General features: G+C 71.8%; 20 protein-coding genes. 5 read left to right on the top strand and 15 right to left on the bottom strand.

What is annotated here, in order from left to right; genetic code table 11:
• The first annotated feature begins 93 nt into the window (after nucleotides 1–93).
• Nucleotides 94–762: a DedA family protein gene (locus EDD40_RS24260; protein WP_123744976.1), complete on the top strand. Its 669-nt coding sequence runs from the start codon at nucleotides 94–96 to the stop codon at nucleotides 760–762.
• Between the two features lie 4 nt (nucleotides 763–766).
• On the opposite strand, the gene EDD40_RS24255 is transcribed toward EDD40_RS24260, so the two are convergent.
• Both EDD40_RS24255 and EDD40_RS24250 read right to left on the bottom strand, forming a co-directional pair.
• Nucleotides 767–1,402: a nucleoside/nucleotide kinase family protein gene (locus EDD40_RS24255; protein ID WP_246037789.1), complete on the bottom strand. Its 636-nt coding sequence runs from the start codon at nucleotides 1,400–1,402 to the stop codon at nucleotides 767–769.
• Nucleotides 1,384–2,232, bottom strand: a complete 849-nt coding sequence (locus EDD40_RS24250) for a PfkB family carbohydrate kinase (protein WP_123744975.1) — start codon at nucleotides 2,230–2,232, stop codon at nucleotides 1,384–1,386. Before EDD40_RS24250 ends, EDD40_RS24255 begins: the two co-directional genes overlap by 19 nt.
• Nucleotides 2,233–2,299: 67 nt before the next feature.
• Between EDD40_RS24250 and EDD40_RS24245 the strand changes: the two genes are divergently transcribed.
• Nucleotides 2,300–3,256, top strand: coding sequence for a LacI family DNA-binding transcriptional regulator (locus EDD40_RS24245; RefSeq protein ID WP_123744974.1), 957 nt, complete (start codon nucleotides 2,300–2,302; stop codon nucleotides 3,254–3,256).
• 22 nt (nucleotides 3,257–3,278) lie between these two features.
• On the opposite strand, the gene EDD40_RS24240 is transcribed toward EDD40_RS24245, so the two are convergent.
• From EDD40_RS24240 to pyrE, 6 genes are all read right to left on the bottom strand, one after another.
• Nucleotides 3,279–4,352, bottom strand: coding sequence for a glycoside hydrolase family 76 protein (locus EDD40_RS24240; protein WP_123744973.1), 1,074 nt, complete (start codon nucleotides 4,350–4,352; stop codon nucleotides 3,279–3,281).
• Between the two features lie 25 nt (nucleotides 4,353–4,377).
• Nucleotides 4,378–5,007 carry a TrmH family RNA methyltransferase gene (locus EDD40_RS24235; protein WP_246037788.1) on the bottom strand — a complete coding sequence of 210 codons (630 nt, stop codon included), beginning with the start codon at nucleotides 5,005–5,007 and terminating at the stop codon, nucleotides 4,378–4,380.
• 102 nt (nucleotides 5,008–5,109) lie between these two features.
• The gene (locus EDD40_RS24230; RefSeq protein WP_148088903.1) at nucleotides 5,110–5,817 is read right to left on the bottom strand and encodes a hypothetical protein; all 708 of its coding nucleotides are present in this window, start codon (nucleotides 5,815–5,817) and stop codon (nucleotides 5,110–5,112) included.
• A gap of 81 nt (nucleotides 5,818–5,898) precedes the next feature.
• Nucleotides 5,899–6,285, bottom strand: a complete 387-nt coding sequence (locus tag EDD40_RS24225) for a DUF2784 domain-containing protein (RefSeq protein ID WP_123744970.1) — start codon at nucleotides 6,283–6,285, stop codon at nucleotides 5,899–5,901.
• A gap of 73 nt (nucleotides 6,286–6,358) precedes the next feature.
• The gene (locus tag EDD40_RS24220) at nucleotides 6,359–7,051 is read right to left on the bottom strand and encodes a hypothetical protein (RefSeq protein ID WP_123744969.1); all 693 of its coding nucleotides are present in this window, start codon (nucleotides 7,049–7,051) and stop codon (nucleotides 6,359–6,361) included.
• A 1-nt stretch (nucleotide 7,052) separates the two neighbouring features.
• Nucleotides 7,053–7,607, bottom strand: coding sequence for an orotate phosphoribosyltransferase (gene pyrE / locus EDD40_RS24215; RefSeq protein WP_123744968.1), 555 nt, complete (start codon nucleotides 7,605–7,607; stop codon nucleotides 7,053–7,055).
• A 53-nt stretch (nucleotides 7,608–7,660) separates the two neighbouring features.
• On the opposite strand from pyrE, the gene EDD40_RS24210 reads away from it, so the two are divergent.
• A complete protein-coding gene (locus EDD40_RS24210) occupies nucleotides 7,661–8,230 on the top strand; it encodes a hypothetical protein (protein WP_123744967.1) in 570 nt (189 codons plus the stop codon).
• 268 nt (nucleotides 8,231–8,498) lie between these two features.
• Here the strand turns inward: EDD40_RS24210 and EDD40_RS24205 are convergent, their stop codons facing one another.
• The 6 genes from EDD40_RS24205 to clpB form a co-directional block, all read right to left on the bottom strand.
• On the bottom strand, nucleotides 8,499–8,933 hold the full coding sequence (locus EDD40_RS24205) for a hypothetical protein (protein WP_123744966.1): 435 nt from the start codon (nucleotides 8,931–8,933) through the stop codon (nucleotides 8,499–8,501).
• Complete coding sequence (locus EDD40_RS24200; RefSeq protein WP_123744965.1) at nucleotides 8,930–9,859, bottom strand: WXG100 family type VII secretion target; 930 nt, start codon at nucleotides 9,857–9,859, stop codon at nucleotides 8,930–8,932. Before EDD40_RS24200 ends, EDD40_RS24205 begins: the two co-directional genes overlap by 4 nt.
• Entirely contained in the window at nucleotides 9,856–10,212 is a 357-nt protein-coding gene (locus EDD40_RS24195; protein ID WP_123744964.1) for a hypothetical protein, read from the bottom strand. The genes EDD40_RS24200 and EDD40_RS24195 overlap by 4 nt, the downstream gene beginning before the upstream one ends.
• Nucleotides 10,213–10,280: 68 nt before the next feature.
• Nucleotides 10,281–11,060 (bottom strand): SDR family NAD(P)-dependent oxidoreductase, encoded by a 780-nt coding sequence (locus EDD40_RS24190; protein WP_123744963.1) that lies wholly within the window; start codon nucleotides 11,058–11,060, stop codon nucleotides 10,281–10,283.
• On the bottom strand, nucleotides 11,057–11,752 hold the full coding sequence (locus tag EDD40_RS24185) for a type III secretion system chaperone family protein (protein WP_123748248.1): 696 nt from the start codon (nucleotides 11,750–11,752) through the stop codon (nucleotides 11,057–11,059). Before EDD40_RS24185 ends, EDD40_RS24190 begins: the two co-directional genes overlap by 4 nt.
• Nucleotides 11,753–12,231: 479 nt before the next feature.
• Complete coding sequence (gene clpB / locus EDD40_RS24180) at nucleotides 12,232–14,814, bottom strand: ATP-dependent chaperone ClpB (RefSeq protein WP_123744962.1); 2,583 nt, start codon at nucleotides 14,812–14,814, stop codon at nucleotides 12,232–12,234.
• Between the two features lie 185 nt (nucleotides 14,815–14,999).
• Between clpB and EDD40_RS41885 the strand changes: the two genes are divergently transcribed.
• Together EDD40_RS41885 and EDD40_RS24170 are read left to right on the top strand one after the other, a co-directional pair.
• Complete coding sequence (locus EDD40_RS41885) at nucleotides 15,000–15,380, top strand: VOC family protein (RefSeq protein WP_170185184.1); 381 nt, start codon at nucleotides 15,000–15,002, stop codon at nucleotides 15,378–15,380.
• A 499-nt stretch (nucleotides 15,381–15,879) separates the two neighbouring features.
• A complete protein-coding gene (locus EDD40_RS24170; RefSeq protein WP_123744960.1) occupies nucleotides 15,880–16,983 on the top strand; it encodes an FAD-binding oxidoreductase in 1,104 nt (367 codons plus the stop codon).
• 61 nt (nucleotides 16,984–17,044) lie between these two features.
• Here the strand turns inward: EDD40_RS24170 and EDD40_RS24165 are convergent, their stop codons facing one another.
• On the bottom strand, nucleotides 17,045–17,722 hold the full coding sequence (locus EDD40_RS24165) for an alpha/beta fold hydrolase (protein WP_123744959.1): 678 nt from the start codon (nucleotides 17,720–17,722) through the stop codon (nucleotides 17,045–17,047).
• Nucleotides 17,723–17,727 lie beyond the last annotated feature (5 nt).

Below are 17,727 nucleotides of genomic sequence, written 5' to 3'. Positions count from 1 at the left end.
GGCCCGTGCGAACCGTGACGACGTCGAGGCTTCGGCAAGGCGTTATCCCCATGTCGCCCAGCCCGGGTCGGTGTCCCACGTAGGCTGCATGGCGTGGTGTTGTCCGCAACGTCCGAAACCGTCGCATTCGTTCAGCTCGATTCCGCAGGCCCGCTGGCCGTGTGGCTGATCACGCTGAGCTTCATCTTCTTCGAGTGCGCGTTCATCTTCGGCCTGTTCCTGCCCGGCGACTCGCTGCTGTTCGCCGCCGGTGTGGTGCTCGCGTCGCACGACAGCGAGCTGTCCGCCTGGCTGCTCTCGGGGGTCGCGCTCGCCGTGGCCGTCGTCGGCAACCAGATCGGCTACTACATCGGCCGGCACACCGGCACGCGCCTGCTGGCCCGCCGCGGCGGCAAGGTCCTCAACAAGGAGAACCTCGCCAAGGCCCGCGACTTCCTCGACCGACGAGGCTTCTGGGCGATCGTGCTGGCCCGGTGGATCCCCTGGGTCCGCACGCTGGCGCCGATGATCGCCGGCGCGGCGCGGATGGACCCGAAGCGGTTCATGCTCGCCACCACCATCGGCGCCGTCGCGTGGGTGCCGACGCTGGTGCTGGCCGGCTACTACGGCGCGGGCCTGCTGACCGCCGTGCCGTGGCTGGAGACCGTGGCGGTCGTCGTCAGCATCGCGTTCTTCGTCTTCGGCACCGCCTACGGCCTGTTCCGGTACCGGCAGGAGATGAAGAAGCCGGTGGACGAAGAGGTGCCCTCGACGACGCCGTGACGGGTCACAGCACCTCGGTGATCACCAGGTCGGCGGCGGACCTGGACGCGTTCACCATGCGCGCGTTCACGTGGTCGGAGCCGTGCAGCACGCGTTCGCGCGCGTCCTGCGCCGACCGCCCGTACCGGACGTGCCGGTCGATCAGCCGCGCCACCCGCAGCTCCTCGTCGATCATCAGGAACCACGCCTCGTCCAGCACGACCCGCACGCGCTTCCACTTGTCGTACTGCATCAGCAGGTAGTTGCCCTCGGTGACGACCAGCGGCACGACCGGGTCGACCGGGACCGCGCAGGCGATCGGCTCCTCGATCTCGCGGCGGAACTCCGGCGCGTACACCACGTCGGGCCCGCCCGCCTTCAGCCGGCCGAGCAGGTCGACGTAGCCGGGGACGTCGAACGTGTCCGGCGCGCCCTTGCGGTCGGCGAGACCGAGCCGGTCCAGCTCCCGCTGCGCCAGGTGGAAGCCGTCCATGCCGACCAGGGCGGCGTCCTCGCCCAGCGCGTCGACCAGTCGGCGCGCCAACGTCGACTTGCCCGAGCCCGGCGCGCCGCCGATGCCGAGGAGCCTGCGCTCGCCGGTGTCCACCAGCAGCCGCGCCCGGTCGACCAGCTCGTCGAACTTCACCCGCTGTCCCGCCACCGTCCCAGCTCCTCCACCCAGTCCCGCGCGGTGTGGCGCACCCGCACCGCGGCGACCTCGTTCGCCCACCGGACGGCGTCGTGCACCGCCAGGCCCTCGGCGACCGCGACCGCCAGCGCACCGTGCCACACGTCGCCCGCGCCGTTGGTGTCGCGCGCCTCGACAACAGGTACCGGTTGGGAGCCGGTGACACCACCACGCGACCAGGTGACGGGCCGCGGGCCGTGCGTGCGGACCACCAGCGGCACGCCCCTGGCGTGCACCTCGGCCTCCGACAGCTCGAACGCCGCCGAGCACGCGGCCACGTCCACCAGCGGCAGCAGGTCGTCCAGCACGGGTTTCCAGCTGCCCGCGTCGAGCACCACGGGCACGCCGGCGCGTTTCGCGAGCCGTGCCGCGCCCACCGCGAGCGGACCGAGGTGGCCGTCCAGCAGCACCACGTCGGCCGCCTCCACCAGCGCCGGGTCCACGGTGACCGCCGCGTCGGGCCCGGCCGCGTCGACCGCGGCGGCGTTGCGCGAGATCACGGTCCGCTCGCCGTCGCGCTCGCGCACCGCGACCATGCTCAGCGCCGGGCCGGCCGCGCCGACCGAGCGCACCCGCACCGGGTGCAGCCGGGCCAGGGCGAAGTCGCCCAGCTCGCCGCCCAGCGACGTCAGCAGCACCGCCCGGTGCCCCAGCGCGGCCACCGCGCGCGCCGCGTTCGCCGCCGGACCGCCGGGTGACAGGTGCACGCCGAGCGACTGCACCTTCTGGCCGGGGACCGGGAACTCGGCCACCCGCTGGGTCACGTCGACGGTCGTCAGACCGACGCACAGCACCGAAACCACGGGACGTCCTCCTACCAGGTAAAGTCCCCACGCAATCGCTTGCGCCAGCCCGAACGGGGACGAGTCCATGGTCACCATGCGGGAGGTCGCCAGTCTCGCCGGCGTCTCCATCACCACGGTCTCACACGTGATCAACGAGACCAGGTCCGTCGCCGCGACCACCCGGGAACGGGTGCTCCAGGCGATCGAGGAGACCGGCTACACCGGCGACGCCATCGCCCGCTCGCTCGTCACCGGCGGCACGAAGTCCCTGGGCCTCGCGGTGTCGCTGGTGTCGCACCCGTACTTCGCCGAGCTGATCGCGGCCATCGAGGGCGAGGCCACCCGGGCGGGCTACACGCTGGTGCTCATCGACACCCGGGACACCGCCGAGTCCGAGCAGGCCGCGGTGCGGATGCTGCGCTCACGGCGGGTGGACGGGGTGCTGCTCACGCCGACGTCCGGTTCGGCCGCGCTGCCCGAGCTGCGCCGGTTGGGCGTGCCGACGGTGCTGGTGGACCGGCTGACCGTGGCCCAGGACGTCGACCAGGTCGGCCCGGAGAACGTGCAGGCCACGTCCACGCTGGTCCGGCACCTGGCGGAGCTGGGCCACCGGCGGATCGGGCTGGTGTCCGGCCGGCCGGGGCTCGCGACCACCGACGAGCGGGTGCTCGGCTACCGGCTGGGCCTCGGCCGGGCCGGGCTGGCGTGGGACGAGGACCTCGTGCGACCGTCGCTGGAGCCCCTGCTCGGGCAGGTGTCGGGCGTGGTGGTGAACGACCACCAGGTGCTCATCGACGTGCTGCACACGGCGCGGGCGCGGGGTGTGCGGATCGGGTCGGAGCTGGCGCTGGTCACCTACGACGAGGTGGAGTGGGCCGAGCTGGTCGACCCGCCGCTGACCGCGATGGCGCAGCCGGTGGAGGAGATCGGGCGCACCGCGGTGCGGCTGCTGCTGTCCCGCATCGAAGACCCGGACCGGGCGCCGGAGACGATCCGGCTGCCGCCCGTGCTGCGGCACCGGCAGTCGTGCGGCTGCCACTGACGACCGGTTCCCGGGTGCCGGCTCAGCTCCGCGACGGCGTGATCCCGTCGCGTTCCAGCAGGGCGGCGGCCTCCAGCGCCATCCACCCGCCGAGCTGGACCGACAGGTCGCGCTCCGGGCCGCCGTCCGTGACCGCGGGTTCGGACCACTCCGGGCCGAACAGCGGGCCGGACACCACCGCCGTCCGGTTCGCCCACACGGCCTCGGCGGAGTGGAGCACGAGGTCGGCCGCGCGGGCCGCCTCGGGCCGGTCGAGCCGCAGCGCGGCCTGCGCCAGGTAGCGGGTGAGGATGCCGCTGAACAGGCCGCCGTCACCGCCGCCGTGGCCGCGCAGCACGCCGTCGGTGGCCAGGTGCTTGTCCACGCCGTCGATGATCCGGGCCGCCTTGTCCTGGTACCGGCCGCCCAGCTCCACGCACGCGCCCAGCACCACGCCCTGGCAGTAGGTGTAGAGGTTCTTCTCGACCTCGCGGACCGTGCCGTCCGGGTGGACGTGCAACCCGTCCCACAGCAGCCCGGTGTCCGGGTCGGCCAGGGTGTCCTCGACCCAGTCCACGATGGACCGGGCGCGGCCCAGGTCGGCCCGCGCGCCGAGCCGGGCGAACAGGATCGCCGCCGGACCGTTGGCCGGGACGTTCTTGAAGTCGTCGTCGCGGCGCCACCAGATGCCGCCGCCGCCGTGGTCGGTCCACCCGGAGCGGAGGCGGTCGGCGATCGTGGCGATGGCCTTCGGCCGGGCGATCCCGACTTCCCGCTCGGCGCGCAGCAGCGCCAGCCCTAGCCACGCCACGTCGTCGTAGTAGTCGTTGGTCCAGCCGACCAGGTTGCGCACCCGGATGCCGCGCACGAGCCGCTGCACCAACGCGACCCGCGCGTCCTTCGGCGAGCGCAGCTGGGCGTCGAGGACGCAGTCGAGCAGGTGCGCCTGCCACCAGTAGCCGAACCGGACGTGCAGCCGGCCCGGCCAGCCGGGCGGCCAGGCGACCGCGCCGAGGACCGTGCCCGGCACCCCCCAGACCCGACGCAGGTGCCGGGACTCGACCGCGCGTTCGGCGACACCGGCGCGCGCGGCGAGGAGCTTCGGTGGTGACGTCACCTCACCAGCCTGCCTACTGAACCGTTCAAGAAGCTCGTCGGAACAGTTGCCAGTGGTAGAGGCCCATCGCGACGCTCGTGGTCAGGTTGTAGCTGGACACCTTCGGCCGCATGGGCAGCGACACCACCAGGTCGGCCCGCGCCCGCACCTCGGGCGACAACCCGTGCCGCTCCGAGCCGAAGGCCAGCACCGCGTCGTCGGGGATGCGCGCGTCACCCAGGTCCCGTCCGTCGGCGTCGAACGCGATCACCGTGCCGCGGACGTCGTCGACCCCGCCCAGCCGCCCGACGGGGAGCGCGAAGTGCAACCCGGCGCTGCCGCGCAGGACGTTCGGGTGCCACGGGTCGACGTCGCCCAGCGAGACGACCCCGCCGGCGCCGAGCCCGGCCGCCACCCGGATCACCGCGCCGAAGTTGCCCAGGTTGCGCGGGTTGTCGAGCAGCACCAGCGGCGCGCCCCGCCCCGCTTCCGCCCACTCGACGGCGGGCCGTTCGGCCAGCGCGCCCACCCCGGTCGGGTGTGTCCGCCCGATCACCCGCTCGAACTCGGCCCGCCCGACCACCTCGGCCCGTTCGAAGACGTCCACGAGGTCGGGCGCGTGCGACCTCGCCAACCCGACCGCCCTGTCCCGGTCGAGCACCACCACGGTCCCCACGGCTCCACCGAACCGAACCGCGTGCTTGACCGCGTGAAACCCTTCGAGGACCACTCGCTGGACCACGTCACCCCCGGAGTTCGCAAGACGGGGCGATCGTAGTCAGGCCGGTGCGGACGGCGTGTCGAGCTTCAAACCGACTTTCCGGTAGCCGGGCAGGTCCCGCACGGTGAGCGACGCGACCATCCGGCCTTCCTGGTTCACCGACGCGGTCAAGACGTAGTCGTCCCGACCGGGAGTGAGTCCGAAGTGCTCGAAGTTCACCGCCCACCGCTTCGGGAGCACGACCCGGTACTCGACCATGCGCGTGATCTCGCCGAACGACACGAGAAAACTGTCCGGACCATCGCCGCGCACGAAGGGCAGGCACTTCTCCGGCCAGAACATTTCCGCGACGAACGTGAACTCTTCACCCCGCACGATCGGCCGGTCGAGGTGCACGAACGCTTTGATCTGGCCTTTGCGGAGCCAGCGGTGAGTGACGTCCAAACGCGTGCCGCCGATACCGTGTCTTTCGGGCGTGCGAACCTCGACCCTGACCCTGTCCCGATTTTTCTCGGGCCAGTCCCAGTTGACGCGGTCGTGGAAGCTGACGAAGTCCAGCCGGTCGCACTCCGCCACGACGGTGACGCGCACCCGCTGGTCCACGTCGCCGTTGTCCCTGACCCGAACCTCCTGCGACCACGATTGAACGCGCCAGCGCTGCCCGCGTTCGAACTCCATCAAGTCGCAGTAATAGGCCAGGAGACTTGAGTGCAGGTCGGCACTCCACGCTTTCTTTCGATGACGGAACCAGATCACCACGTCCACCCCCTTGCCCTGAGAGTAGAGCTTGGGAATGACGTTCGGCGTAGGTGTAGCCCTAACAGCCGAACACACCGTTGGACCGATTCAGTGACAAGCTTCGGTGTGCGTCGGCGAGGTCTGTTCACCGCGTCTTTTGAGGTAGTAACCGGTCCACGAGGCCAGCACCACGACCGCCACGAGCACCTGCACCAGGCGGGCCGCGGAGTCCGGGTAGAGGACGCCGTCGATGTAGGTGTCGATGAAGCCGCTCTCGAGTTCCGGCCGGCCGGCGGCGGCGCGGAGCTCGTTCTCCAGCCAGGTGAGCGGGCAGGCGATCGGGAACAGCACGACCAGCAGGCCCCAGGTGGCCATCGCCAGGTGGAAGTACAGCGCCCGAGGCCACTTCCAGGCCAGGAATCCCCCGACCACGAGGAACACCAGGACGGCGAAGTGCACCACCATGACGAGTTCGGCGAAAGCGCGCGCGACCATAGCGACCTCCCTGCCTGCCACAGTAGGCCGCCGAGCGATCACATGCCGCTGTATTAAGCGGTGCGGCCGGGGTTCAGCCCCGCGGCAGCGACTGCCACGGCACCCGGCCCGCCACGTCCAGCAGCAGGTCGGCCAGGTGGGCGAGCGGCGCCTGCAGCAGCGGTCCCGGCACGGCGGCGGCGAGGGTGTGCTCGTCGAACGCGATCGCCACCCCGTTGGCCCTCGGGTCCTGCAGCAACGCCTGCGTGAGGCCGGAGGCGAGCAGGGCGGAGGCGAACGCGGGGTTGCGGCGGCGCACCTCGTACCGCCCGTCGAACACCGGGTCGCCGGTCTCCACGAACTGCTCGAACAGGCCCCACACGCTGTCCGCGCGCGGGCTGATCAGCACCCACGGGCCCGGCATCGGGCGCGGCACGACCACCACCGTGTAGGTGCGGTACTCCGACGTGACCACGTTGTCCGCGCGGAACACCACTTCCACGGCGAGCACGGGCACGCCGCGCCAGTGGCCGACGAGCTGGAACTTCACCCGGCTCCGGTCGGCCTCCAGCATCCGCCCGATCTGCGGCACCCGTTCCTGGAAGCCCTGGTCCTCGGCGACGAACCGCCACCCCAGGGACGCTTCCAGCGCCCGCATCTGCTGCTCCCACTGGCTCACGAACTGCTGGTTCGTGAACGGGTTCCGCTTCCGGCGCGCCACCCCGACGGCGACCCCGACACCCAGGATCGCCACGATCACCAGCAGCAGGACCAGGGCGGCGGCCACGTCAGGCCAGGCCCAGGTCGGCCAGGTCCAGCAGGTACCGGTACGGCAGCCCGGCTTCCTCGATCACCTCGCGCGCGCCCGTGCCGCGGTCGACGACCGTCGCGACGCCGACCACCTCGGCGCCGTGCTCGCGCAGCGCCTCGACGGCGGTCAGCACGCTGCCGCCGGTGGTGGAGGTGTCCTCGACCGCCAGCACCCGCTGCCCGGCGACCTCGATGCCCTCGATGCGGCGCTGCATGCCGTGCTGCTTGGCCGCCTTGCGCACGACGAACGCGTCCAGCACCTCGCCCGCGTTCGCGGCGGCGTGCATCATCGCGCAGGCGACCGGGTCGGCGCCCAACGTCAGCCCGCCCGCGGCCACGTAGTCCCAGTCGGCGGTGAGCTGCCGGAGCAGCTTGCCGATCAGGGGCGACGCGGCGTGGTGCAACGTCGCCCGCCGCAGGTCGATGTAGTAGTCGGCCTCGGCGCCCGAGGACAGCGTCACCTTGCCGTGCACCACGGCCAACTCGCTCACCAACCGCGCCAGCTCGGCCTTCGCCGCGGCGTCCAGGACCACATCAGTTCGCACGGGTGCCAAGAGTGTCATACCTCGCCGTACGCTGGCACACCGTGACCCTTCCCGGCACCGACACGTTGATCATCGAGCAGCCCTGGGGCGTGCTGCGCCACCTGCTGGGCACCAGGTACCGCAACGACGTCTACGACGGCGGCGGCGCGTTGATCGCGTCGGTCTCCGAACGCCGGTTCCTCGGGCCGCTGCGGAAGCTGTTGCGCGTCACCGCGTTCTCCGGTCGCACGACGTTCGACCTGGCCCTGGCCGACCGCGGGCGGCAACTGCTGCTGATCCGCAAGGGCGCCGGCCGGCCGCCGACCCGGGTGACGTGGCCGAACGGCGCGGTGGCCGGGTCGGTGCGGCACGAGGGGCACGGCGCTTACGGGCTGCTCGACGCGGCCGGGCAGCGGCTGTGCCTGCTGCACGAGGTGGCGTCGTTCAGCCCGGGCGCGATCGTGAAGCGGGACGGTCGGCGCGTGCGGCGGGACGTGCTGACCCTCCGGCCGGGCACCCCGGACCCGGTCCGTTCCCTGGCGATCGCCGCGGCCGTGGCTTACGACGTGGTGCGCGGGGCCGGGACGAACCACACCAGCGCCGGCGCGTTCGACTTCCCCACGCTGACCTGAACGCGGCCCCGTCGACGCTCAGGCCACCTCGCGCCGACCGTCCTCAGCCACCCGTCTCGTCCGCTCCGGGGTCGCGCACGGCTCAGATCGGCCGGGTTCCGGCAGCCGACGGCTCCAGCCGGCCACCGCTCGGAGCTACGCAGGCGTCCCCGCCAGAGGGACCCCTGATTTTATTCTGCCCCACGGGTCCGACGGTTCGAGGTGGTCAGGCCCGCACCTGTGGACAACTCGGCGTCGTCCTCGGTGACAGGCCTGACCTCACGCTCGTCTACCAGGCGTCCTCGGTGAACTTGTCCGGCTGGTCGTCGTCATCGTCGCCGCGCCCACCGGGCCGGGGCGTGCCGGCGGAGATGACGTCCTCCGGGTCGTTGCCCTCCTGGATCGCCGTGTAGGCGCGTTGCAGGTCCGGCACACCGGTCTGCAGAGCGCGCTGCACGCCCTCGTCGTCCACGGCCCGCCCGGATGCGATGTCCTCCCAGGACATCTCGCCCGCGTCGACCCGCCGGGCCAGCTCCTTCAGCTCCCGGGGCGCGCCGGGGCTGTTGGCGAACCGCGAGATCTCGGCGAAGTCCGCCTGCGTCAGCCCCCGCGACCGCAGCTGCACGTGGCTGGCCGCCCGCGCGGTCTCCTCGACGTTCGCCATCCGCTTCTCGACGTCGGCGACCAGCGCGTCCAGCCGTGCCTTGTCGTACGGGAACGTCACTGCCCGTCACCCCCGCCGGAGCCGGACCCGGAGCCCGAGCCCGCCCCGGAGCTCGCCCCGGCCGGAGCGGGCGCGGGCGCTGTGGGCGGTGGTTGGCTGTAGCGGCCGTTGGCGGCGTTGCCGGCCTTGCCGAGGCCGTACGCGCCGAGCCCGACGCCGATCGCGCCGCTCTTCGCCGCGGCCACGCCGTTGTCGTACTTCTCCTTGCCGTCCTGGTACCCGTCGACCACGTCGAGCAGGTCGCTGACGTCGCGCACGTCCTTCAGCTTGGACAGCGCGGTGCCCATGGCGACGATGCCGTCGATCATGCCCTGGACGCCCTCGATCAGCGTCTGGATCGCGATGATGATCTTGCGGATGGCGTCGACGATCTGGATCGCGTCGTAGACCATCCACACCGCGCGGCCCCAGCCGACGACCGGGATCCACGCCGTCATCGCGGCTTCCATCAGCTTGCCGACCAGCATGTCCAGCAGCGTCAGCGCCAGGCCGCACGCGGTGCGGCAGGTGCCGGCCGTCGACCGGAACTGGTTGCCGATGATCCGCGCGACCTGCGAGTCCGCCTCGATGGCGATCACCCACATGGTGCCCATGCGCGTCTCGAACGCCTTCGCCGCGTCACCGTCCCAGTGCGACGACAGCTGCTCCGCGCCCGCGTCCACGTTGTGCCGCACGGAGTCGAGCGCCTTGGCGACCCGGTCCCACGCGTTGGCGTTCTCGTCGATCTTCTCGAAATCGCCGAGCAGCGGCTTGATCAGCGCGTCGAGCAGGTTCTCGCCGGTGACCTGCTCGTAGATCCAGTTGACGCCCTGGATCTTCCAGCCGGCCTTCTCGATGAGCTCCTTGGTCGACTGCCGGCCGGGCCGGTCCTCCGCGGCGGCGCTGAGCGCGACCGACGGGTCTTCGACGTCCGCGTAGGCGGTCATCGGCCGCCACCCCCGAGCGACGGCGCCTCGGCCACGGAGTGGAGCTGGGAGAGCACCCGGTCGAGGATGCTCATGACCATCTCTTCGTTCTTCTCGTACATGTCGGCGGCCTTGTTGATGCTCTCCGCCTCCTTGACCATCATCTGGTTCGCGAAGTCGAGGGTCTCCCCGTACAGGGACGCCACGCCGGTCACGATGGGCTGCAGCAGCGAGAGCAGACCGGTGAACCCCGAGGTGTCGCCACCCTTGGAGATCGCGTGGTCCTTGATCGTCATGAAGTGCTGCGCGTTGCGCGTCAGCAACTCGCCGTAACCGCGGAGCTCCGGCGGCTCCACTCTGAACTGCTCGCCCATGGACGGTTCCTCCCTGTTCCAACTAGTGGAGTGGGACGGGCCGGACCGGGTCGGGGTTCCCGGCAGTTCTAAGTGCGTCCCCGCCCGCCCGCCACGCGGGAGGCCAGCCGCCTGACCAGCGCGCGCGGAACCAGGCGGGCGAACAGCGTGATGGCCTTGTACTGGGCGCCCGGCACGGAGACCGGCTTGCCCGCGCGCAGGTCGGCGAGGCAGTCGTGCACCACCCGGTCGGCGTCGAGGTAGAGCAGGTCCGGTGTCTTGGACATGTCGATCCTGGCCCGCTGGTGGAACTCGGTGCGCACGAAACCCGGGCACAGCGCCATCACGCGCACACCCGTGCCCGCCGTCGCCATCGACATGCCCTCGGAGAACGCGGTCACCCACGCCTTGTCCGCGCTGTACGTCGTGCCGCGGCCGGGCAGGAAACCCGCCACGCTGGACACGTTGACCACCGCGCCACGCCCGCGCGCCACCATGCCGGGCAGCGCCGCGCGGGTCAGCCGCAGCACGCTCGTCACGTTCACGTCCAGTTGGGACTGCAGGTCGAGCGGGTCGGCGGTGACGAACTCCGACGAGATCGCGAAGCCCGCGTTGTTGACCAGGAGGTCGATGTCGCGTTCGGCGAGGAAGTCCGCGACCTTCGCCCGGCCGGTGTCGGTGGCCAGGTCGGCGGGCAGCACCTCGGCGGTGATGCCGTGCGCGGCGCGCAGCTTGGCCGCCGTCTCCTCCAGCCGCTGTTCGCCGCGGGCGACGAGCACCAGGTCGTGGCCCTCGGCGGCGAGCCTGCGGGCGAACGCGGCGCCGATGCCCGAGGAGGCGCCCGTGACCAGGGCGGTCGGCGGCGTCACGGCTTGCGCCCGAACTGCGGGCGGTGGATCTCGGCGCCGGCGTCGGCTTCGGGGTCGGCCTCGAACGGGTCGATCACGTCGGCCAGTTCGCCCAGGTCGCGCAGCAGCCGTTCCAGGCGGGCGGGGGTCGAGTTGGGCGGCGCGGCGGCCAGCACCCAGTCGTTCTCCAGCCAGACGACGGTGACGTCGCCGCCGATCTCCTCGGCGGCGTCGACCAGGTCGGGGGTGATGAGCTTGCGCGCGGCGGGCAGCTCGCTGACGAACGCGTACCGCGAGCCGACCGGTCCGAGCAGGTCGGGCATCTGGTCGCGCTGGAACGGCACGCTGGGCAGCCACAGCTCGATGACCACGGACAACGCCCGGCGGCAGCGCACGCCGACGAGCACGGAGTTGACCTTGCCGCCGGTCTCGTGGTCGAGCACGTACACCTGGCGGCGGCCGTCGGCGGTGAAGGTGGAGCCGGCGACGACGTCCTTGGCCACGCCGACGCCGTAGTAGGCGATCGCGCCGCTCTCCCAGCGGGTGGGCAGCACGTGGTCGGTCTCCTCGAACTGCCAGCCGCGCAGCGCCGCCCAGCGGCGGCGTTCGCGGTTTCGCGCGGTTCGCTGTGCCCGGTCGGTCGCGAGCAGGGCGAACCCCGCCACGCCCGCCACCGCGGCGACGGTGAACCAGACCCACGCCGGTATGCCCACGGTGCGAGAGTAGCGGGCGGCGGTGAACAAACGAAGATCACTTGGGGCGTGGGTCGCGCAAACGGATCAAGCTGTTACCCGGATCGCGGGCCGGTCGCGGCCGGCTCCCACGCCTGCCCGACGACCGCCGGCCACGACTTATCCACAGGCCACAGCGTTGTCCACAGGCACATGCCGGCCACTCGCCCGGTGTCGGTCCCGGCCGGCAGAGTAAAAATCGGGGATCCCCCGGTCGGGGACCTCTGCGCAGCCTGCTCGGCACGCGGAGGCGCAGAACGGCGGACTCCGCGCGGGAGCGCCGGACGCCCCGGAAGCGCCGAAGCGACGGCCGGACGGCTGGGCGTCCGGACGGAAGGCTGAACGGCGGCGGCGCCGTGAACGAGCGGACGCGCCCGGGAGCCGGTGGTGCGGGCTTCCCGAGCGCGTCCCCGACACAGCAGGTCGAACGCCAGGTGCGCCGAAGGCGCGGCAGACGCCCCCTAGGCCTTGCCGACGATCAGGCCCGAGTGGTCGTCCAGCACCTCGACCTTCACCGTGTCGCCGTCACGCACCTCGCCCGCCAGCAGCTCCTTCGCCAGCTGGTCGCCGATGGACGACTGCACCAGCCGCCGCAGCGGCCGGGCCCCGTACACCGGGTCGAAGCCGTTCAGCGCCAGCCACTCGCGCGCGGCGGGGGTGACGTCCAGGGTCAGCCGCCGCTGCGCCAGGCGCTGCGCCAGCCGGTCGACCTGGATGTCCACGATGGACGTCAGCTCCTCGGTCGCCAGCGAGTGGAACACCACGACGTCGTCCAACCGGTTGAGGAACTCCGGCTTGAAGTGCGCCCGCACGACCGACATGACGGCGTCGTCGCGCTGCCGCTCGTCCAGGGCGGCGTCCGCGATGACGTGCGAGCCGAGGTTCGAGGTCAGCACCAGGATCGTGTTGCGGAAGTCGACCGTGCGGCCCTGGCCGTCGGTGAGCCGGCCGTCGTCGAGCACCTGCAGCAGCACGTCGAACACGTCCGGGTGGGCTTTCTCGACCTCGTCCAGCAGCACGACCGAGTACGGGCGGCGGCGGACCGACTCGGTCAGCTGCCCGCCCTGGTCGTAGCCGACGTAGCCGGGAGGCGCCCCGACCAGGCGGGCCACCGAGTGCTTCTCGGAGTACTCGCTCATGTCGATCCGGATCATCGCCCGCTCGTCGTCGAACAGGAACTCCGCCAGCGCTTTGGCCAGCTCCGTCTTGCCGACGCCGGTCGGGCCGAGGAACAGGAACGAACCGGTCGGCCGGTCCGGGTCCGCCACGCCCGCACGGGTGCGCCGCACCGCGTCCGACACGACCCGCACCGCCTCGGCCTGGCCGACCACGCGCTTGGCCAGCTCGTCCTCCATGCGCAGCAGCTTCGCCGTCTCGCCCTCCAGCAGCCGGCCCGCCGGGATGCCCGTCCACGCGGACACCACGTCGGCCACGTCGTCCGGCCCGACCTCCTCCTTCAGCATCACGGCGGCGTCCTGCGTGGTGCGGGTGGCCGTCTCCAGCTCCTTCTCCAACGCCGGGATGCGCCCGTACCGCAGCTCGGCGGCCCGGCCCAGGTCACCGTCGCGCTCGGCCCGCTCCGACTCGCCGCGCAGCTGCTCCAGCTGCTCCTTCAGGTCGCGGACCTTCTCGATCGAGCCTTTCTCGTTCTGCCAGCGCGCGGTCAGCCCGGCCAGGTCCTCGCGCTGCTCGGCCAGCTCGGCGCGCAGCGCGGCCAGGCGTTCCACGGAGGCCGCGTCCGACTCCTTGGCCAGCGCCATCTCCTCGATCTCCAGCCGGCGCACCGCGCGTTCGACCTCGTCGATCTCGACCGGCCGGGAGTCGATCTCCATGCGCAGCCGGGACGCGGACTCGTCGACCAGGTCGATGGCCTTGTCCGGGAGGAAGCGGGCGGTGATGTACCGGTCGGACAGGGTGGCGGCGGCGACCAGGGCGGCGTCGGTGATGCGCACGCCGTGGTGCACCTCGTAGCGGTCCTTGAGGCCGCGCAGGATGCCGATCGTGTCCTCGACCGACGGCTCGCCGACGAGGACCTGCTGGAAGCGGCGCTCCAGGGCGGCGTCCTTCTCGATGTGCTCGCGGTACTCGTCCAGCGTGGTCGCGCCGACCATGCGCAGCTCGCCGCGGGCCAGCATGGGCTTGATCATGTTGCCGGCGTCCATGGCGGACTCGCCGGTCGCGCCCGCGCCGACGATCGTGTGCAGCTCGTCGATGAACGTGACGACCTGGCCCGCGGAGTCGGTGATCTCCTTGAGCACGGCCTTCAGCCGCTCCTCGAACTCGCCGCGGTACTTCGCGCCCGCCACCATCGAGCCGAGGTCGAGCGCGACGACCTTCTTGCCGCGCAGGCTCTCGGGCACGTCGCCGGCGATGATCCGCTGGGCCAGGCCCTCCACGATGGCGGTCTTGCCGACGCCCGGCTCGCCGATCAGCACCGGGTTGTTCTTCGTGCGGCGCGACAGCACCTGCACCACGCGGCGGATCTCGGTGTTGCGGCCGATGACCGGGTCCAGCTCGCCCTTGCGGGCGCGTTCGGTCAGGTCGACGCCGTACTTCTCCAACGCCTTGTAGGTGCTCTCCGGGTCCGCGCTGGTGACCCGCGCCGAGCCGCGGACCTTGCCGAACGCCTCCTTGAGCGCCTCGGGGTGCGCGCCGTGGCGGCGCAGCAGGTCGGCGACCTGGCCGCCGTGGTGGGCGAGGCCGACCAGCAGGTGCTCGGTCGACACGTACTCGTCGCCCATCTCGGTGGCGAGTTCCTGCGCCTTGCTCAGCACGCGGGCCGCGTCGCGGGAGAACTGGGGCGCCGACACGGACGACCCGCTGGCCGCGGGCAGCGCCCTGGCCAGCTGTTCCAACTCCTTGTGCACCTGCTTCGGGTCCGCGCCGACGGCGGACAGCAGGGGCGCGGTCAGGCCGTCGCCCTGGGCCAGGAGCGCGCCGAGGAGGTGGACCGGGACGACGTCGGGATTGCCCGCGATGGTCGCCGCCTGCACGGCGGCGGACACGGCCTGTTGCGTCTTGGTGGTCGGGTTGAAAGCGTCCATTCCTCACCTCGGTCGGTGTTCGTGCGCAGGGGCCGGCGTCCAGCACCAGCCATCATCCAGGTCAACGTCAGAAAAGTTGAGCCAGTTCCGCTCAACCCGGTGGAAATCGTGTGGTGTGGGCCACGGTCGGGGTGCGACCGGAAACTCGCGTGCACCGCATCGTCCTCGGCGGAGACCATCACCGCATGACCTCACTCGTGCGCCACATCACGATCGACTGCCGGGACGCCTACGAGCTGGCCGGCTTCTGGAGCGAGGTGACCGGGCAGCCGCTCACCGACGAGGACTTCCCGGGCGACCCCGAAGTGCTCATCGCCCTGCCCGGGGGACCGGGGCTGCTGTTCATCCACGTGCCCGAGCCCAAGTCGGTGAAGAACCGGGTCCACCTCGACCTGCAGCCCGACACCACCCGTGACGCCGAGGTCGAGCGGCTGCTCGGGATCGGGGCGACGCTCGTGTCCGACATGCGCCGCCCCGACGGCAAGGGGTGGGTCGTGCTCGCCGACCCGGAGGGCAACGAGTTCTGCGTTGAACGCAGCGCAGCCGAGCGGTCCGAGAACGGCTGACGCCCGTCACCCACATGTCGCAGCCGGTTGTCCACACCGGCACCTGAGTTGTCCACAATCCGCAGGTGGGAATCCACAGGCGACTGCGGCCCACCGCACCCGGGAGCGTTGCCGGCCGCCACCAGGGTGAACCTCGGCCCGGGACTCCGGCCGGTCGCCTCGACCGGGTCGTGTGGCCCACGTCGCGTGAGGGGTGGTGCGTCTGGCGGTGGGCCGCAAGCGCTGGATTCGGTATACGTGGAAGGGAATGTCCACCCGTTCGCGGGAACGTTGCGCGACCGTCCGTAACCGCACTGCACTCGAAGGTGGCATCAAGGAGTCGACCGGCCAGTTGGCGGGTTAGTGTCCCCTCGTCGGGGATGGAAGCTTGACGAGGACGTAGCGCCCTTGCTGGCGCCGCCAGAAACGTGGAGACTGCGCCCGGACCATGACTGCGAACGCCGTGTTGAGCCCCATCCCGAGCCCGCCACACCGCGAACCTCCTCCTGGTGTCACCGCTATGGTGCGGATGATCCGGGAGAGCTTCGCGGTGGTGGAGCCGCGCGCCGAAGAGGTAGCCAAGTTCTTCTACGGCATGCTCTTCAGCCTCGCGCCGGCGACCCGTGAGATGTTCCCCGTGAACATGGAGGTCCAGCGCAGCCGACTGCTGCGCGCCCTCGTCCACGTCGTGCAGATGGTGGACAGACCCGACGACCTGATCCCGTTCCTGCGCCAGCTCGGCCGCGACCACCGCAAGTTCGGCGTCCTCAACGTGCACTACGAGTCCGTCGGCACGGCGTTGCTCGCGGCGGTGAAGAAGTTCGCCGGGCCCGCGTGGACGCCGAAGGTCGAGATGGCCTGGGCCGAGGCGTACACGATCATGGCCAGGGCGATGCAGGAGGCCGCGGCGGCCGACGACGGCCCGGCCTACTGGCACGCCACCGTGCTCGACCACCAGCGGGTGAGCTGGGACCTGGCGGTCGTGCGGCTGCAGCCGGACCACCCGGTCGGGTACCGCGCCGGGCAGTACGTGAGCGTCGAGACGCCGCAGCGCGCGCGGCTGTGGCGGTACTACTCGCCCGCCAACGCGCCTCGCGAAGACGGCATCATCGAGTTCCACATCCGTTCGGTCGAGGGCGGGTGGGTCAGCCGGTCGATCGTCGGCCACACCCAGCCGGGTGACGTCTGGCGGCTCGGCCCGCCGATGGGTCGGCTCAGCGTCGACCGCAAGTCCGGGCGGGACGTGCTGATGGTCGCCGGCGGGACCGGGGTCGCGCCGATGCACGCGATCATCGACGAGATGGCGCAGTGGGGCGAGAACCCGCGCGTGCACCTGTTCATGGGCGGGCGAAGCCGCGAGGACCTGTACGACCTGGACAATCTCCAGCGGTTCGCCATGACCAACCCGTGGCTGACCGTCGTGCCGGTGCTGGAGTCGGACCCGGGTGCACGCGGCGTCGAGCAGGGCACCCTGGCCGACGTGGTCACGCGCTACGGGGCGTGGGAGGACCGGGACGTGCTGGTGTGCGGCTCGCCGTCCATGATCCGGGCGACCGTGTCCCGGATGCTGGTCGCCGGCACCCCGCTGGACCGGATCAAGTACGACCCGTTCACCCTGGACTGACCTCTTCGCGAAAGTTTTTCACGTTCGTCGCGGGGTCCCTCACCACCGACCCCGCGGCACGTCAGGGCCGCGCGGGCCGCGCCGCGCCCAGCACGGCCGCCAGCGTCTCGGGCCGGCTGGTCTGCGGGCAGTGCCCGCCGTCGACCTCGATCGCCTCGACCCCGAGCCGGTCGCGCGCGGCCCGGCGCATCCACGACGGCCGCAGCGTGCGGTCGCCGCGCGGCAGGACGTAGGTCGACGGCAGGTCCGGCACCTCGTGCACCTCGCGGTACGTGGCGGCCGGGTAGAACAGGCGCAGGGTGCGCAGGCCCGCGCGCACACCGGCCAGGTCGCAGTCGTGGAACAGGAAGTACGAGGCCACCACGGGGTCCGCGGTGGGTGGTTCGGCGAGGGAGCGCCACTCCGGGTTGAACATCTCGCCCGTGTCGACGGCCAGCTCGTCGGCCAGGGACACGGGGCCGGGGACCATCGCGGCGATCCAGGCCAGGTGCGACGCGCCGAGGGCTCGGGCGATGGCGGGCATCAGCAGGCCGGCGCCGGAGTGGCCCACCAGGATCGGGGCCAGCGCGTCGCCCGCCTGGGCGCGGGCGATCGCGGCGTAGTCGACGGCACGCAGCTCCGGCCGGTCGGTCGGCAGGTCCACGGCCACGGTGCGGTGGCCGCGTTGGCGGAGCAGGTCCTCCACCGGGCGCCAGGCCGCGGGTGACTGGGTGGTGCCGTGCACGAAGACGTAGTCCACGGGGT

It is taken from the genome of Saccharothrix texasensis (genome assembly GCF_003752005.1).
Classification (GTDB): domain Bacteria; phylum Actinomycetota; class Actinomycetes; order Mycobacteriales; family Pseudonocardiaceae; genus Actinosynnema; species Actinosynnema texasense.
The sequence above is the reverse complement of the archived record's forward strand: the minus strand, read 5'-3'. Positions and strand labels throughout refer to the sequence as shown.

What these genes read in the sequence shown, in the direction of transcription:
- EDD40_RS24195 (WP_123744964.1), bottom strand. Translation starts at nt 10,212, where the DNA reads ATGGGCGAGCAGTTCAGAGTGGAGCCGCCGGAGCTCCGCGGTTACGGC.
- clpB (WP_123744962.1), bottom strand. Translation starts at nt 14,814, where the DNA reads ATGGACGCTTTCAACCCGACCACCAAGACGCAACAGGCCGTGTCCGCC.
- EDD40_RS24225 (WP_123744970.1), bottom strand. Translation starts at nt 6,285, where the DNA reads ATGGTCGCGCGCGCTTTCGCCGAACTCGTCATGGTGGTGCACTTCGCC.
- EDD40_RS24170 (WP_123744960.1), top strand. Translation starts at nt 15,880, where the DNA reads ATGGTGCGGATGATCCGGGAGAGCTTCGCGGTGGTGGAGCCGCGCGCC.
- EDD40_RS41885 (WP_170185184.1), top strand. Translation starts at nt 15,000, where the DNA reads ATGACCTCACTCGTGCGCCACATCACGATCGACTGCCGGGACGCCTAC.
- EDD40_RS24245 (WP_123744974.1), top strand. Translation starts at nt 2,300, where the DNA reads ATGGTCACCATGCGGGAGGTCGCCAGTCTCGCCGGCGTCTCCATCACC.
- EDD40_RS24200 (WP_123744965.1), bottom strand. Translation starts at nt 9,859, where the DNA reads ATGACCGCCTACGCGGACGTCGAAGACCCGTCGGTCGCGCTCAGCGCC.